The organism is Quyinboa sediminis (assembly GCF_042219855.1).
Lineage (GTDB): Bacteria > Bacteroidota > Bacteroidia > Bacteroidales > UBA5342 > JBHJHP01.
In genome coordinates this window covers 141,307-158,555 of record NZ_JBHJHP010000009.1, presented here as the reverse complement: position 1 = coordinate 158,555, position 17,249 = coordinate 141,307, and the positions used below count along the sequence as shown (strand labels likewise).

General features: G+C 42.1%; 15 protein-coding genes. 14 read left to right on the top strand and 1 reads right to left on the bottom strand.

All coding sequences use genetic code 11. The features are described 5' to 3' along the window. Positions 1 to 244: 244 nt before the first annotated feature. Positions 245 to 700: an IS200/IS605 family transposase gene (gene tnpA, locus ACE1EF_RS18515; RefSeq protein ID WP_375722191.1), complete on the bottom strand. Its 456-nt coding sequence runs from the start codon at positions 698 to 700 to the stop codon at positions 245 to 247. Positions 701 to 1,382: 682 nt separating this feature from the next. Here tnpA and nifH point away from each other — a divergent pair. The 14 genes from nifH to ACE1EF_RS18445 all read left to right on the top strand — a co-directional run bounded on the left by nifH (position 1,383) and on the right by ACE1EF_RS18445 (position 17,242). Then, entirely contained in the window at positions 1,383 to 2,216 is an 834-nt protein-coding gene (gene nifH, locus ACE1EF_RS18510; protein ID WP_375722190.1) for a nitrogenase iron protein, read from the top strand. A 27-nt stretch (positions 2,217 to 2,243) separates the two neighbouring features. Then, complete coding sequence (locus ACE1EF_RS18505; RefSeq protein ID WP_375722189.1) at positions 2,244 to 2,564, top strand: P-II family nitrogen regulator; 321 nt, start codon at positions 2,244 to 2,246, stop codon at positions 2,562 to 2,564. An 18-nt stretch (positions 2,565 to 2,582) separates the two neighbouring features. Continuing rightward, complete coding sequence (locus ACE1EF_RS18500; RefSeq protein ID WP_375722188.1) at positions 2,583 to 2,960, top strand: P-II family nitrogen regulator; 378 nt, start codon at positions 2,583 to 2,585, stop codon at positions 2,958 to 2,960. Positions 2,961 to 2,984: 24 nt separating this feature from the next. Continuing rightward, complete coding sequence (gene nifD / locus ACE1EF_RS18495) at positions 2,985 to 4,628, top strand: nitrogenase molybdenum-iron protein alpha chain (protein ID WP_375722187.1); 1,644 nt, start codon at positions 2,985 to 2,987, stop codon at positions 4,626 to 4,628. Positions 4,629 to 4,644: 16 nt separating this feature from the next. After that, positions 4,645 to 6,033 carry a nitrogenase molybdenum-iron protein subunit beta gene (nifK, locus tag ACE1EF_RS18490; RefSeq protein ID WP_375722186.1) on the top strand — a complete coding sequence of 463 codons (1,389 nt, stop codon included), beginning with the start codon at positions 4,645 to 4,647 and terminating at the stop codon, positions 6,031 to 6,033. A gap of 123 nt (positions 6,034 to 6,156) precedes the next feature. Beyond that, positions 6,157 to 7,494 (top strand): nitrogenase iron-molybdenum cofactor biosynthesis protein NifE, encoded by a 1,338-nt coding sequence (gene nifE / locus ACE1EF_RS18485; RefSeq protein WP_375722185.1) that lies wholly within the window; start codon positions 6,157 to 6,159, stop codon positions 7,492 to 7,494. Positions 7,495 to 7,496: 2 nt separating this feature from the next. Continuing rightward, the gene (locus ACE1EF_RS18480) at positions 7,497 to 8,888 is read left to right on the top strand and encodes a nitrogenase component 1 (RefSeq protein ID WP_375722184.1); all 1,392 of its coding nucleotides are present in this window, start codon (positions 7,497 to 7,499) and stop codon (positions 8,886 to 8,888) included. A 35-nt stretch (positions 8,889 to 8,923) separates the two neighbouring features. Then, positions 8,924 to 10,174, top strand: coding sequence for a radical SAM protein (locus ACE1EF_RS18475; protein ID WP_375722183.1), 1,251 nt, complete (start codon positions 8,924 to 8,926; stop codon positions 10,172 to 10,174). Between the two features lie 247 nt (positions 10,175 to 10,421). Further along, on the top strand, positions 10,422 to 10,727 hold the full coding sequence (locus ACE1EF_RS18470) for a (2Fe-2S) ferredoxin domain-containing protein (protein ID WP_375722182.1): 306 nt from the start codon (positions 10,422 to 10,424) through the stop codon (positions 10,725 to 10,727). 142 nt (positions 10,728 to 10,869) lie between these two features. Beyond that, complete coding sequence (locus ACE1EF_RS18465; protein ID WP_375722181.1) at positions 10,870 to 11,997, top strand: homocitrate synthase/isopropylmalate synthase family protein; 1,128 nt, start codon at positions 10,870 to 10,872, stop codon at positions 11,995 to 11,997. A 37-nt stretch (positions 11,998 to 12,034) separates the two neighbouring features. Then, a complete protein-coding gene (locus tag ACE1EF_RS18460) occupies positions 12,035 to 12,412 on the top strand; it encodes a hypothetical protein (protein ID WP_375722180.1) in 378 nt (125 codons plus the stop codon). Between the two features lie 159 nt (positions 12,413 to 12,571). Further along, positions 12,572 to 14,134 (top strand): sigma-54-dependent Fis family transcriptional regulator, encoded by a 1,563-nt coding sequence (locus ACE1EF_RS18455; RefSeq protein WP_375722179.1) that lies wholly within the window; start codon positions 12,572 to 12,574, stop codon positions 14,132 to 14,134. A gap of 4 nt (positions 14,135 to 14,138) precedes the next feature. Further along, entirely contained in the window at positions 14,139 to 14,612 is a 474-nt protein-coding gene (locus ACE1EF_RS18450; RefSeq protein WP_375722178.1) for a GNAT family N-acetyltransferase, read from the top strand. A gap of 197 nt (positions 14,613 to 14,809) precedes the next feature. Then, positions 14,810 to 17,242, top strand: a complete 2,433-nt coding sequence (locus tag ACE1EF_RS18445; RefSeq protein ID WP_375722177.1) for a tetratricopeptide repeat protein — start codon at positions 14,810 to 14,812, stop codon at positions 17,240 to 17,242. Positions 17,243 to 17,249: the final 7 nt, after the last annotated feature.

The window sequence follows — 17,249 nt, the reverse complement described above, 5'->3', positions numbered from 1 at the left end:
ATGCTTTAACGTAATGTACTAATTTGTTTAATAGCTTACTCTTTCAGTCAGTCCTACAGGCTGATCCTGCACGCCAGCCAACACCTGCCACTTCGTACCGGGTTAAGGTTGCTCAGTCCTTCGGACTTGAGTTAACCTGCAGAATGTGTATTACTGAGGCTGAAAGCCTCTCCGAATAGAACCTGACATGCTATGTCAGGTTCTAGAACGAAGTGAATATCCACACTGAAGGTGTGGTTGAATGTCAGTTCCAGAAGTAATCAGGATCGTAGTTGATAATATTGAATTGTTTAACGAATTCCTCAACTTCCTCTGTGAACGATTTGTATTTGTGGTGGCTCTCCTGACCTTTAATGTAATTAATAACCTTGTCCAAATCCATGTAATTTACCGAGAATGCACCATATCCCCGTTGCCAGGAAAATGTAGCGTATTCTCCTCCAAAATCCTTTAACCATTTGGATGAACGAGCTTTAACTTCTTTTATAACATCTGCGAGTGCATAGTTTTTGGACAGATTAAAAAGGATATGAATATGATCCGAAACGGAATTAACAGCAACTGAAGGAGATTCCTGTGACCGTAATATTCCTCCGATAAATTGATGCAATCTGTCTTTTACCTGATCCTTGATATAAGGATACCTACCTTTAGTTCCAAAAGTAAGATGAACATAAATTTGTGATAATGACTGACTCATGATTTAGAATTTTTAGGGATACGTTAAATTTAATACATTCAAGTGAAGCTGTCAAGTTTTTCACTCAGCCCTACAGGCTGATCCTGCACGCCAGCCAACACCTGCCACTTCGTACCGGGTTAAGGTTGCTCAGTCCTTCGGACTGTTATATTAACAGAAAACTGGAATTATGCAGGATGCATGCTTTAACGTAATGTACTAATTTGTTTAATAGCTTACTCTTTCAGTCAGTCCTACAGGCTGATCCTGCACGCCAGCCAACACCTGCCACTTCGTACCGGGTTAAGGTTGCTCAGTCCTTCGGACTTGAGTTAACCTGCAGAATGTGTATTACTGAGGCTGAAAGCCTCTCCGAATAGAACCTGACAAGCAATGCCAGGTTCTAGAACAAAGTGAATACCCACGCTGAAGGTGTGGTTGAATTGATGATAAGATGAGATTCAAATCATCGGAACCGTAGTTTCAACACCCTACATTTTCGTATATGCCGGTACATCATCCTACAATATTGTAGGAATTTCTGATTCGCCGGATTCCGGTGCCAAAAAATAAATAAAAAAATACCTGCCAATAAATCAGTCGATTGCATTGCAATAAACATGCTCTATAACATCTTTTTTAGAAAGATGGCATACATATCGTTAAGGGGAATGCCAGATAAAAATTTCTAAAAAGAGTTAACATGAAAAAAATGAGAAAGATTGCGATTTACGGTAAAGGTGGTATCGGAAAATCAACCACTACTCAGAACACAGTTGCAGGCTTAGTTGAAATGGGCAAGAATGTAATTGTTGTAGGGTGTGACCCGAAAGCAGATTCAACCCGGTTGTTATTGGGTGGTCTGGCACAAAAAACAGTTTTGGATACTCTTCGTGAGGAAGGGGAGGATGTGGAACTGGATGACATTATCAAGCTCGGTTACGGAGGAACACGTTGTGTGGAATCAGGAGGTCCTGAGCCGGGTGTAGGTTGTGCCGGTCGTGGGATCATCACTTCCATTAACCTGTTGGAACAGTTAGGCGCATGGGATGAAAAGTTTGAAACGGATTATACTTTCTATGATGTTCTTGGTGATGTGGTTTGCGGTGGTTTTGCCATGCCGATCCGTGATGGTAAAGCACAGGAAATCTATATTGTTGTTTCAGGGGAGATGATGGCAATGTATGCTGCCAACAACATCTGTAAAGGTATTCAGAAATATGCTCAGAATGGTTCTGTCCGCCTGGGAGGGCTTATCTGTAACTCCCGTAAAGTCGATAACGAATCAGCCATGATCGAAGAGCTGGCGCGGCAGTTAGGTACGCAGATGATCCATTTTGTTCCCCGCGACAACATGGTTCAGCACGCCGAGATTAATCGTAAAACGGTTATTGAGCATGCACCGGAACATCCACAGGCTGACGAATACCGTGCACTGGCAAAAGCAATTGATGAAAACGAGTTATTCGTTATTCCGAAGCCATTGCCAATGGATAAGCTGGAGAAATTATTGATTGACTTTGGAATTGCTAACTAATAAAAATCGGAGGAACCGGATATGTTAATGATACGTGCAATAGTAAGACCTGAAAAATCATCGAAGGTGATGAAGGCGCTTTTTGAATCAGGCTATGTGGCAGTGACTAAAATACCAGTGGTGGGAAGAGGTAAGCAACGCGGGATAAAAATCGGTGATGTAACATACGATGAGCTGCCCAAGGAAATGCTGATGATCGTTGTAAAGGACGAAGACAAGGAATTTGCGGTCAATACGATAATGGAAGCAGCCCGTTCGGAAGGAGGTGGTGCTTATGGTGACGGTAAAATATTTGTTATGCCTGTAGAAGAGGCTTATACCATCAGCCGTGGATCAAAAGAATTATAACCAGTAAACTGAACAACTATGAAATCGGTAATGGCCATAATTCGCATCAATATGATGAATGAAACAAAACGAGCACTCTCTGCTGCCGGCATCACCTCGATGACGGCAACCGGAAACGCTTTTGGGCGGGGTAAAGGGCTCTGGGATGCCAAAGTAATGGATGCAGCCAGAAAGGATGTTCCCGAAGCTATTGAACATCTTGGAAAGGAACCCAGACTACGTCCGCAAAGAGTGCTGACAGTGACAGTTCCCGATAACAAGGTAAAACTGGTTGTCGATACAATAATGAAAACAAATTGTACCAAATCTCCGGGTGACGGAAAGATTTTTGTGATGCCGGAAGTGGATGCAATTCGGATACGTACTGGAGAACGGGGCGATTCGGTCCTGGATTAACACTTCACCAAAAAAACAGAAGTTATGTCAAAAGATGAATTAAAGAAATTAGACAAGGTAGTGCTGCCGGACCCTGAAGAGTTGAAAGAGGAGATCCTGAAAAAGTATCCCAGAAAGGTGGCAAAGAAGAGGGCAAAAGGGTTCATATCCAACGATCCTGAAAATGTACCAGAAATACAGGCTAACGTGCGAACTGTTCCGGGTATTATTTCGCAGCGCGGTTGTACCTATGCCGGTTGTAAAGGGGTAATTCTCGGACCGTCACGCGACGTGGTCAACATCGTTCATGGTCCGATCGGTTGTAGCTTTTATGCCTGGTTGACCCGTAGAAATCAGACCAATCCACCTACTCCTGATGATCCGAACTACATAACCTATGCCTTCTCAACAGATATGCAGGACTCCAACATAGTGTTCGGTGGTGAGCAAAAACTCAGAGATGCTATTCGCGATGCTTACGAATTGTTTCATCCCCATGCCATCAGTGTATTCTCTACCTGCCCGGTCGGTTTGATTGGCGATGATATTCATGCGGTATGCCGTGAGATGAAAGCTGAACTGGGGATTAATATTTTCGGCTTCTCCTGCGAAGGGTACCGTGGTGTGAGCCAGAGTGCAGGGCACCATATTGCCAATAACAAAATTTTCCAGGAAGTTGTGGGTATCTCGGAAGAGACAGATCGCAGAGGAAAGTTTCAGATAAACCTTATGGGTGAATACAACATTGGCGGTGATGCCTTTATTCTGGAGGACTATTTTGAAGAAATGGGCGTAACGCTGATGGCAACTTTCAGTGGAAACTCCACCGTTGAAAGTTATGAAACATCTCATCTTGCAGATTTGAACATGGTGATGTGTCACCGTTCCATCAACTATATCGCGGACATGATGGAGAAGAAATACGGTATCCCATGGTTCAAAGTCAATTTTATTGGTGCTGAAGCGACGGCAAAGTCATTACGTAAGCTGGCAGAATACTTTGGAGACAAGGATATGATAGCTGCCACGGAAGCGCTCATCAAACGGGAAATGGCTAAAGTTAAAGCTGTGCTGGCAGAGGTTCGTCCGAAACTGGAAGGTAAAACAGCCATGATGTTTGTGGGTGGCTCAAGGGCACATCATTACCAGGAGCTGTTTGCTGAAATGGGCATGCGGACCATCGCAGCCGGTTATGAATTTGCACACCGGGATGACTATGAAGGACGTGAGGTGCTGCCAACCATCAAAATTGATGCAGATACCCGTAATATTGAAGATATCGTGGTCAGCAAAGATGAAAAGATGTACCGTGATGAGCTGCAGAAGAAAAAAGAGGAACTGTCTGCCAAAGGATATAAGTTCCAGGATTATGATGGTATGATGCCGGAAATGGATAAAAATGCCATGATCATCGACGACATCTCTCATCATGAAACAGAAAAACTGCTTGAAATGGTTCGCCCTGATATTTTCTGTGCCGGAATCAAGGAGAAATATGTGATCCAGAAACACGGTATCCCTATGAAACAGCTCCACAGTTATGATTACGGTGGACCTTATGCCGGATTTGAAGGTGCAATAAACTTCTATCGTGAAATAGAACGTATGGTAACCACAGATGTGTGGAAACTGATTGACGCACCATGGAAACATGAACCGGAGATTGTGGGAAGTGTAGTTGTAGAATAAATTAAAATCAGAAATCATGTTACTAAGACATACAAAAAAAGCATCGGAAACGATAGAACGCAAAGGGTTAACGATTAACCCGGCGAAGACCTGCCAGCCCATCGGGGCTATGTATGCAGCACTTGGCGTACACGGTTGTCTGCCGCACAGTCACGGTTCCCAGGGATGTTGTTCATATCACCGCAGTACCTTAACACGGCACTACAAGGAGCCTGTAATGGCCTCTACCAGTTCCTTCACGGAAGGCGCATCGGTATTCGGAGGTCAGGCCAACCTCTTACAGGGCCTGGACAATATTTTCACCATATATGAACCGGATATTGTCGCCGTTCACTCAACCTGTCTCTCTGAAACCATCGGTGACGACCTTGCACAGATAGTGGGAAAGGCAAGAGATGAAGGCAAGGTACCGGAAGGTAAACATGTGGTCTATGCTTCCACGCCAAGTTATGTGGGATCACATATTACTGGGTATGCCAATATGGTGAAAGGATTTGTGGATTATTTCGCTTACAACACCGGAGAAAAAAAGCGACAGGTGAATATTATTCCGGGTTGGTGTGAACCGGCTGACATGCGCGAGATAAAACGTTTAACCGGCATGCTGGGCGTAAAATCTGTCATGCTGCCCGATACATCCGATGTACTGGATGCGCCAATGACAGGAAAACATATAATGTATCCTGCCGGTGGAACCACAATTCCGGAAATGGCTTCAATGGGTGACTCCATGTATACCATAGGTCTCGGTGAATGGAGTACACGCGACGCATCCATCCATCTGGAAAATAAATGTAAAGTGAAATTTACGATCGGTGATCTGCCGATAGGAATAAAAGCTACGGACCGTTTTATTCAGGAGTTGTCTAAAGCAGCAAAAGTATCTATACCTTATTCCGTGTCTGTGGAGCGCGGACGCCTGGTGGATATGGCGGCTGATATGCAGCAGTATTTCTTCGGGAAAAGAGTGGCTCTTTGGGGTGACCCCGATCAGCTGATTCCGCTAACTGAATTTTTGGTAGATCTAGGAATGAAGCCGGTATATATTGTCTCTGGTACGCCCGGAAAACGATTTCTGAAGCGGATGGAAGCTATCCTTGCCGAAAAAGTTCCGGAAGCCAGATACCTGAACGGTGAACGTGCCGATATGTTCCAGATGCATTCCTGGATCAAGGAAGAAGGCGTGGATCTTATCATCGGTAATACATACGGAAAATACATTGCCCGGGACGAAAACATTCCGTTTATCCGTTACGGTTTCCCTATCCTGGATCGTGTAGGACACAGTTATTTCCCTACAGTTGGTTACATGGGTGGAATACGGTTGCTGGAGAAGATTCTGCAGGCTATCATGGACAAACAGGATGCGACCTGTAAAGAAGAAAAATTTGAACTTGTAATGTAAGCGTTTTCTTATAACTCTAAAGTTTATGCAATGCGGTTTGTTTACCGGGTAGAGATTCAGGGGCTTTAAAGTGACTCTGCCCGGTTTTACAAACTTTTATTCACAAATCACACAAATCACAATATGGCACTTTTAGAAGAAAGAAAACGGCAGATTGCCACCATAGAACGATCGAGACAGGTCGATCTGGAATGTGGCAAGAAAAGTCTGGAAGGATCGGTCAGTCAGCGGGCATGCGTATTTTGCGGATCAAGGGTAGTGCTGTATCCGATAACAGATGCCCTGCACTTAATTCATGGTCCGGTAGGCTGTGCAGCCTATACCTGGGACATTCGCGGGGCGCTGTCGTCTGGGCGCGAAATACACCGGTTAAGTTTTACTACAGATTTAAGGGAAAAAGATGTGGTATTTGGCGGTGAACCCAAACTTTATTCCGCACTTATTGAATTGATTGACGCGTATAAGCCAAATGCAGCATTTGTCTACAGTACCTGTATTGTCGGCGTTATTGGCGACGATGTGGAAGCTATTTGTAAACGGGTTTCCAGAGAAAAGGGTATCGATGTGCTTCCGGTTCAGTCCGAAGGTTTTAACGGAACTAAAAAAGACGGTTACAAAGTAGCCTGCGATGCATTGGCTAAACTGGTGGGAACCAGGGATGAAGAGGTTCCCGAATTCAGCATCAACATACTGGGAGATTTTAACCTGGCAGGTGAACTATGGATACTGCAGGAATATTACCGCAAAATGGGTGTGAATATCGTTGCTACCATTACGGGGGATGCCCGAATTGATCAGATAAGGAATGCCCATAAAGCATCACTGAATGTGGTTCAATGTTCCGGTTCCATGATCCATCTGGCAAAACATATGAAAGAAAAATATGGTGTGCCTTTTATGAAGGTTTCCTATTTCGGAATCGAAGATATGTCGGATGCATTATATGAAGTGGCTGGTTTTTTTAAATCGGATCAGCTGATGCAGAATGCAAGAGAGCTGGTGCGTGATGAACTGAAAGATTTGTTGCCCGCTTTGCAGCCATACAAAAATGATTTGCAGGGTAAGAAAGCTGCCATTTACGTCGGTGGTGCTTTTAAAGCTATTTCGCTGGTAAAAGCGCTTCGCCTTATCGGCATTAAGACCGTGGTAGTAGGATCGCAAACCGGCAACAAGGAAGATTACAGTTTACTGAAGGAATTATGCGACGAAGGAACCATTCTGGTGGATGATTCCAACCCGGTGGAACTTTCTGAATTCGTGAAAGAAAAAGAGGCTGATATATTTATCGGCGGTGTTAAGGAACGGCCTATTGCCCATAAACTGGGATTAGGATTTTGCGATCATAACCACGAGCGCAAAGAGGCACTGGCCGGATACGAAGGGATGTTGAATTTTGCCAGAGAGGTTCATGCCACTGCGATGAGTCCGGTTTGGCAGTTTACGAAAAGAGGGAGGAAGTAATTATGGAAACTCTGCTGAGAAAAGATTCGTTTGTAGCTACACGAAATGCTTGTAAAATGTGTGCACCGCTTGGTGCAAGCCTGGCATTTAAAGGTATTGAAGGTTGTGTGCCGCTTATTCACGGTTCGCAGGGATGTGCCACCTATGTAAGGCGCTATCTTATCAGCCATTTTAAAGAACCCATAGACATTGCCTCTTCCAACTTTACCGAGGAAGCAACCATATTTGGCGGAGGAGCCAATCTTAAACGGGCACTTGATAATGTAAAAAAACAATACCATCCCAGGATAGTGGGAATTTCCACCACCTGCCTCAGCGAAACCATCGGTGATGATGTGGACGGTGCACTTCAGGATTATACCCGTGAATGTGGTGATGAAGATAAAACGACTTATATCCATGCTCAAACGCCCAGCTATCAGGGAAGCCATGCAGATGGCTTTCATGAGGCTGTGGCCGCAGCCATAAAAAGATATGCTTTAAAAGGTGAACCGAATAATAAGACGGTTTTACTTGCCGGTTTTATGTCACCGGCTGATTTGAGATATATGAAAGAGGTAATGCGGGATTTTAGCATGCCCTTTATCTTACTGCCGGATTATTCCGAAACCATGGATAATCCGCACTGGGATGAATATAAACTAATAGCTGAGGGTGGTACAAAGGTGTCCGAAATTGCTGAAGCCGGAAGTGCAAGGACGTTTATTCAGTTTGGTGAGGTACTGAATAAAGGACGCTTATCGGGGAGGGTTTCCGGGGATCATTCGGTGACATCTGCCGGTGATATTCTCGAAAAACAATTTGATATTCCGGGATTCAGAATTCCGTTTCCCATAGGCATTAAAAACAGCGATACCTATTTTGAAACACTCAGGCAGATCTCGGGTAATGATATTCCCGAAGAAATCGCCAAAGAAAGGGGCCGTTTAATCGATGCATACGTTGATGGACATAAATATCTGTTTGGCAAAAGAGCCATGATTTATGGTGAGGAGGATTTTGTAATTGCACTGACCACTTTTCTGACCGAGATCGGCATAGATCCTGTAATCATTGCCAGCGGAGGAGAGAGTAAGTTATTCGAAAAGCGGGTAAGGGAACACAAGGGAACCGAAAACTCTCTGGTACTTACGGGTGGCGATTTTGAAACCATGGCGGAACGAGCGCGTGAAATTAAACCGGATATCATCATTGGTCATAGCAAAGGTTATTACATCGCCCGGGAACTCAGCATTCCTATTGTGCGGATTGGTTTTCCGGTTCACGACAGGGTAGGTGGACAACGCATACTACACCTTGGTTACAGGGGCACACATAACCTTTTCGATTTGATCACAAACGCAATTATTGAGTACAAACAGGATAACAGTCCGGTGGGCTACAAGTATATGTAATGAACCCGATTTATGTACAGGTAAAAGGAGCAGAAATGAACGAAAAACACCCATGTTTTAACAAAGAGGCCAAAGGGAAGTACGGGAGAGTACATCTGCCGGTGGCACCAAAATGCAACATACAGTGTAACTATTGTAACCGCGACCATGACTGTGTAAATGAATCACGTCCGGGTGTAACATCATCCGTTTTAACTCCGGTTCAGGCTGTTGGCTATCTCAAGGCGTTAACATCCAGGCATCCGGAAATAACCGTGGCTGGTATTGCCGGTCCGGGCGATCCGTTTGCCACACCGGAACTCACCATGGAAACCCTGCGTTTAATGAAGCAGGAATTGCCCGAAATGATTGCCTGTCTGTCGTCTAACGGATTGAATATTTCACCTTATATCGATGAACTGGCTGAATTAGGTGTGGGCCATGTTACAATTACCATAAACGGGATTGATACCGAAATTACCGAACCGATTTACAGTTGGGTCAGGCATGAAAAAAGAATTTTCAGGGGAAAACAGGCGGCAGATCTGTTACTCGAAAAGCAGCTTGAAGCTGTGAAATTACTGAAAGAAAAAGGCATCACGGTAAAGATAAATACCATCGTCATGCCGGGCATCAACGACTTTCACATACCGGAATTAAGTAAGCTGATGGCCGAAATGGGGGCAGATACACAAAATGCTATTCCGTTATATCCTGTAAAAGATACACCATTTGAGGACATGGAAGAGCCTACAAAAGAATTGATGAAGGACGTCAGAAAGATGATCGGGATGTATCTGAAACCTATGACACACTGTGCGCGCTGTCGTGCCGATGCCGCCGGATTACTTGGTAAGGATATCGCGGAAGCCACACAAATGATTCGTGATTTTGCCATGAAACCTAAAGCAGATGAAAACCGCAGATATGTGGCCGTGGCATCTCATGAAGGAATGTTGGTCAATCAGCATCTGGGTGAAGCATCCAGCCTGTATATTTTCTCTGAAACACCATCAGGCTATCGCATGATTGAACAAAGGGTAACCCCGAATCGTGGCACAGGTATTCAACGCTGGACTGATTTAGCCGATACGCTTTCTGATTGCAGGGCAGTTCTGGTTGGTGGTGTAGGATCATCACCCTACAAATACCTGAGTAAATCAGGATTGGAGATCATAGAAATGAGTGGTTTAATTGATGAAGGTCTGGATTCGGTGTATAAGGGTAAAGAACTTAAATGCGTAAAAAAAAGGGATGCATTTAGCTGTGGTAGTGAATGTGCCGGAACAGGCACCGGTTGCGGTTGATTTGGACCATATAGTCGGTAAATGATGATGAAATAATTTGTCTGAAGGACAAATAGAAATTTAGCCCATGGCAAAGCCATGGGTATAGGAATAATGTAAATCTAAAAGCCGCGTACAAAGTTTATTCAAAGAATGATAGTTGTTATCGGCTTGTTGCAGATAGTTGATGAATGGAATAAGATAAGATCGACCAATGATTAATGAATAATTTAAAAAAAAGATAAAAACACAATTAAATAATTTTAAAATGAAGAAGCCTGAATATCAGATTTTAGTATGCAACTCCTACAGGGTGGCAGGAGATGCGCAGGGATATTGTAATAAAAACGGTGCTAAAGACTATATCCCTTACATTATGGAAGAATGTGCAGACCGGGGAATTGATGTGGCTATTACATCAACAGCTTGTCTGAATGTATGCTCACAGGGGCCGGTAATGGTTATCCAGCCGCTTAATCTGTGGTATGGCGGCATTACAGAAGAACGCATAGATGAAATACTGGATGCGCTGGAAGAAGGCGAGTCTGTGGAAGAATATTTAATTGCCGATTAAATGTGTGATTTATGTGAACCGGAAAGCAATAGGGCCCAGTTTAATTACGAATTATGAATTACGAATTACGAATTAATTGGTCTTTTGCTGACCGGATTTTACACGATCACAACACATAAAAACCAATTATAAATCACAAACAATGGTTAAGGAGAGAAAATACCTGGTTGATACCACGCTACGGGATGGCGAACAGGCTCCCGGAGTGGTTTTCTTTCAACCGGATAAACTGGAAATAGCTGCAAAGCTTGATGCTTTAGGCATTGAAGAGCTGGAGATTGGAACACCTGCAATGGGAGAAGAGGAAGTGGCTGATATGAAAGCCATATGCTGCATGCGGCACGCGTTCCGTACCATTGCCTGGTGCCGTGCGATGGAGTATGATATCGACATGGCACTAAGAACAGGAGTGGATGCAGTGAATATTTCCTTTCCTGTATCACATTTGCATCTTATGGCTATGGATAAAAGTCCGGCATGGGTGTTGGAAACAATGGAACGGCTTATTCCATATGCCTTAAAACATACAGACCGTGTTTACATTGGGGCCCAGGATGCTTCACGTGCAGAATATCCGTTCCTTGAAACGTTTATTGAAACGGCATTTGATCTTGGCGCTGAAAGGGTTCGGATTGCAGATACAGTAGGTATCATGAATCCGGTGATGGTAAGTACCTTATTCAGCAGACTAAGAGAAATATTTCCGGCAGGTGATTTTGAATTCCACCCTCATAACGATCTGGGTATGGGAACAGCCAATGCCATAACAGCATTAATGTATGGTGCCGGCGGAATTAGCGGAACGGTCAATGGCTTAGGTGAACGAGCCGGAAATGCTGCCATTGAAGAGGTTATAATTGGAATGCAACAGGCACAGCTGGCAGTTGGATCATACGATTTATCACAGATTTGTAACCTTTCAAATCTGGTTGCTGAACGATCAAATATACAACTGCATCCGTCAAAACCGATTGTTGGCGAAAATGCATTCTCCCATGAAACAGGCATACATACCAGGTGCCTGCTGAAGAATAAACTAACCTATCAGCCTTTTGATGAAAGGGTATTGGGTAATAAAAACAATAGAATTGTATTTGGTAAACATTCAGGAAAAGCATCTGTAGAACATTTTTTCAGGGACAGAGGAATAATCCTGAATTCCATTCAGTTAATGATGATAATGCGTGGTATCCGTGATTTGGCTGTGAGTACCCGTACGTTCCTGAGTGATCATCATGTAATGAATGTTTATAATAATTTATTTGCCTGAAAAAAAGGTTTTGAATAACTCTTAAGTGTAACAAACCATGGACGAAATTTTATCCGTTTATAAAGAAGGTGAGGCATATCTGCAGAAACTGCAAAAAATGGATTTTGACAGGGCCAGACTTGGGTCTGAAGTTGCATACAACATGATATGCATGTCTGCAGAGGCGATGTTATCTGCACTCTTAATGAAGTATAATGAGGTTGTGGAGCACGGATCAATATCCGGTATGCTGAAAGCAACATCAATTCATGTGCCGGTAAGAGTGGGCCTTATGCAGGAAGCAAGATACATCAACCGTTTTCACACCTGGTGTTCTCTGGAAGCCGTCAAACCAAAAAAAATTGAACCTGATGATCTGAAACGCATGGTTAAATGTGTGGAGGAAATAAACGAACTGGTAAAATGCCAGCTTTAGACCATGAAATTGATGCTAAAATTACAAAAAGAAATTTAAAATCAAGATTACATATCAAAAAGACACGTATAAAAATATATTTAAAATAATATAATGTTATAATATGTGTTAACAATAAAATATGATAACTTTGTAGCAGGTGAATGAATCTTGGTTGCTATGGAAGTTACACGTTGTGTTAAGACGCACGATGAGTGCTATGGGTATAAGGAGTTAACTCTTTTGTTTGACATCAGTTCGCAATTAATGCGTAGCCGGGAAATAACAGAAGAGTTACCCCTTATTTTGAAAAAAATGTGCGAATATCTGCGTGCCGAAAGTGCGGTTCTGAATGTGTTGGAGCGGGAACGTTCAAAAATATATATAGAAGTAGCACATGGGTTAAGTCCGGCGCAGACTTCACGCGGGAAGTACAATCTGGGAGAGGGTATTATCGGGCGGGTAGTGGAAATTGCTCAGCCTGTTGTTGTGCAGGAAATTTCAAAGTCGAGACTTTTTCTTAATAAAACCAGGCAGGACCTTACAGTGGACGGTAAAGAACTCACATTTATTTGTGTTCCAATAATGCACGATGGAAAGGTAGCAGGTGCTCTATCCATGACCCGTAAATTTAATCCCCGAATTACAATTGAAGAAGATAAGCGTTTACTCTCCATAATCGGTTCTCTTATTACCCAGGCAGTCAGGGTACGGCAGGACAGATTGGAAGAGATTGAGAGGCTTAAAAAAGAGAACCAGGTTTTACATGAAAGGGTAGAATCAGACAGTAAGCCGAGCAATATGATTGGGAATTCTTCCAAAATGCAGGATGTATATTCTTTAATCGATATGGTTGCTCCAACAAATTCATCGGTGTTGATCCGGGGGGAAAGCGGCTGTGGAAAAGAGCTGGTGGCAGATGCCATACACCGGGCCAGCCAGCGAAAAGATAAACCGTTTATTAAAGTGAACTGCTCTGCCTTACCCGAATCACTTATTGAAAGTGAACTGTTCGGGCATGAAAAAGGAGCATTTACCGGAGCGGAAAAGCAGCGCAAAGGCCGGTTCGAAATGGCTGATTCAGGAACTATATTCCTGGATGAAATCGGTGACATTCCCTTAACTACGCAGGTTAAAATTTTAAGAATCCTGCAGGAGAAAGAGTTTGAACGTCTGGGCGGAACCGAAACCATAAAAGTGAATGTGAGAATTATTTGTGCCACCAATAAGAATCTAGAGGAGGCGATTTCAAATGGCACATTTCGTGAAGACCTATTTTACAGAATTAATGTTTTTCCACTTTTTCTGCCTTCATTGCGGGACCGTAGAAATGATATTCCTCCGCTTGTGGATCATTTTATTGCCAAGTTCAATAAAGTCAATAAAACATCCATTAAGCGTATAACCACATCTGCCATAAATATGCTGATGGTATATTCGTGGCCGGGTAACGTGCGTGAGCTGGAAAACGTGATTGAGCGGGCATGCATTCTGACCACCGATAATGTGATTCACAGTTACAATTTGCCACCAACACTCCAAACAGCGGCATCGTCCGATACACAATCGAAAGGCGGATTGTCATATGTTGTAGAGAAAATTGAAAAGCAACTGATCATCGATGCGCTCATCGGTACAAAAGGTAATATTGCAAAAGCTGCAACTGAACTGATGATCACGGAGAGAATGCTGGGATCACGCATACAAAAGTATAAACTCGACGTCTGGCGATATAAAGTATAAGCATATGAAAAAAGAACTGACTTTTGAACTGATTGATTTAAAACGAACGTCTCACATAACGGCATTTAAGAAGTTACTTAGTGAATATATGTTGGATGAAATGGGGAGTCGCAGGCCATTATATCCTGAAGAAGCATCAAAGGTTGTTCAGGACCTACTGAAACAACCCAATTACTGCGGATTTCTGGCTAAGGCAGGGAGTGATTATGTTGCCATGGCCAACTGCTTCATTAATTACTCTACGTTCAGGGGCAAACAACTGCTGAATATTCACGATTATATTGTTACCCCCGGATACCGTCAAAATGGAGTTGGTCACTTTTTGATGGAAGAAATTATCTTTTACTGCCAGTCACAGGGATACTGCCGGATCAATCTTGAGGTGCGTGAAGACAATGCTAAAGCACAGGGTTTATACAGGAAATCGGGTTTTGAACCTTGTGATCCCAATATGTTTTTCTGGGAAAGAAACCTGTGACATTTTCCTTTAAAGTGAACTTATTTATAATCAAAAAAAATTCAGATTAAATTTTAATGCAATTGATAATAATATCAATTTGTAAGGTATCTTTATCATGTAGAAAGAAAATCATTTTTAAATCCCATTTTATCTGACTTGAAATTGTGAAATCTCTCCGTTTTCATAACGTATTTCTGTTGCGGAAATGCTTATGGTTGCTAATTGTAATAGTTTGGAGTTTGGAGTTTAACGGTTTTGCCAACTCTAAACCGGATTCATTAATCGCTGTTATCCGTAAAAGCAGCGATAAGATTAACCTTATCTCTCTTTATTCTGAACTGGGGGATGCATATAAGGGTGAGAATCCTGATACAGCAATATACTTCTATAAAAAAGCCTGTGGAATATCTTCAGAAATAAATAATGACATTGCATTTAAGCAAAGAGAAGCACTTTTACATAACAAAATTGCATCTCTCTATTTAAATCAGGGAATTTATGAGAAGGCACTGATTGAAAACTATAAAACGGATTCAATTTCATCCGCATATCACTTAGCAAACCTTAAAGCATATACTGAAAATGTAAGGGGATTGATTCAGTATAACAAGGGTGCTTATGCTGAGGCCATCAGACATTATAATACTGCACTTGAGATAGCTGGAAATTACGGTGATGAATTGCTTGAAGCCAAGATCTATTCAAACCTTGCAATAATTAAGTACTTACAGGGGAATTTTGAAGATGCTACATCCCTATTTAAAAAGCCAGTTGCTATTGGAAAGAAATTAAATGATAAAGAACTTTATTCGGGAAGCCTTATGAATGTGGGGCTGATCTGTTTTTATCTGGGACAGTTGGACTCTTCAGCATTTTATTATCAAAAGGCTTTGGAATCATACCGTGAAATGCACGGAACAGATGGCATAATCTTATGCTATAAAAATCTAGGGAATATTTACTTCTCACAAAGTAAGTATAGCCAGGCACTTAATATTTATTACCAGTCCCTTGATCTTGCTCAGAAAATAGGTGATCGAATGAGTGAGGCAAAAGATTTGCATAATATCGGGGAGGTTTACAGTCGTTTAGGGGACTTTGAGAAAGCATTGAAGTTTTATCTTGATGCTATACTGATTAAGGAAAAGCTTGACAATAAACAATCCATGGCAACAACATATAAAGGCATAGGTAAATTACATATGCAGTTTGGCAACTATGATAAAGCAATGGACTATTTCAATAAATCTCTGGCGATAAATAAAGAATTAAATGTGAAATCAGCCATTGCATCCGATTATGAGCTTATTGCATCTGTTTACGTCAATAAAGGAAAAAAGGATGAAGCACTTTTAATGTATGAAGAAGCTGAGGACATATTTAGAAAGCTTGGGGAGCAAATTTCATTATCTGACGTTTATGTAAGCAAAGCAATGCTTTTGGGGGATTTGGGAGACCGGTCAATGGCAAAGAATTGGTTAATAGAAGCTGTAAAATTAAAGGAATCTTTGGGAGATAAGGAAGGAATGGCAGTTGTTTATTATAATCTCGCTCAAATAGAAAATGCCATGGGTAATATTTTGGATGCAGAGAAGTATGGTTTAAACGCAATGCATTTGGCTGGCGAAGTAAATGCGATGCCTACCAAGGCTCTTATCGCTAAGTTACTGGGCGATATCTATTACAGCAGGGGCAATTACAGAGAAGCTTTTAAAAACGAACGTCTTCATGCTGAATTGCAGGATTCTATATTTAACAGGGACAGGACTACGGCAATAATGAATGCAGAGGCGCGCTGGCAGGCAGAGAAAAAGCAAAATCAGATTGATATGCTGGAAGCAACCGGTAGGTTGAATAGTCAGGTATTAGCATTAAAGGATGCAGAAGTAAGCCGACACAGGATTGCACTGATTTCTCTTTTCCTGTTGTTTATTCTGGCTGCTGTTATTGTGTACCTGGTTTTAAGAAACAGGCGCAGAAAGAATGATTTGCTTTATGAAGAACAGAAAAATCAGATATTAAAAATTAAAATGCAAAATATACAGAACCGGTTTAGTCCGCATTTTATTTTTAATGTACTTAACAATGCCGCACTGCCTATGAGAAAATTTCCCGATTCGCAGCAAATACTTGATAATTTGGCAAGGGTACTTAAAACAAGTCTTCAGAATGCAGAAATGTCGAGCGTATCGTTAGCAACAGAACTGGAAATTGTCCATGCATATTTAAACCTACATAATACAAGTCAGGCTACCGGGTTTAAGTATATTGAAGAACTCAACATTTTGAATACCAGTGAAATTAAAATTCCCGGTATGTTGTTACAGATTCCTATGGAAAATGCTCTAAAGCATGGGCTACCGCCGGTGGAGGGTGAAAAACTATTATGGCTGATCTGTGAAAGGATGGAGAGCCAAACGGTTTTGATTATCAAAGACAATGGTATAGGACGAAAGAAATCATCATCTGTAACTTCTGGTACAGGTACTGGTCTAAGACTACTTATTCAGACAATCTACCTGCTTAACACTAAAAATATGAATAAAATAACCTATCGGTTTGATGATGCTTACCCTGAGAGTGATCTGAATAAAGGCACGTTGGTGGAATTCTGTATTCCTGATAACTTTAATTATGATGTAATTTAGTAAAGAA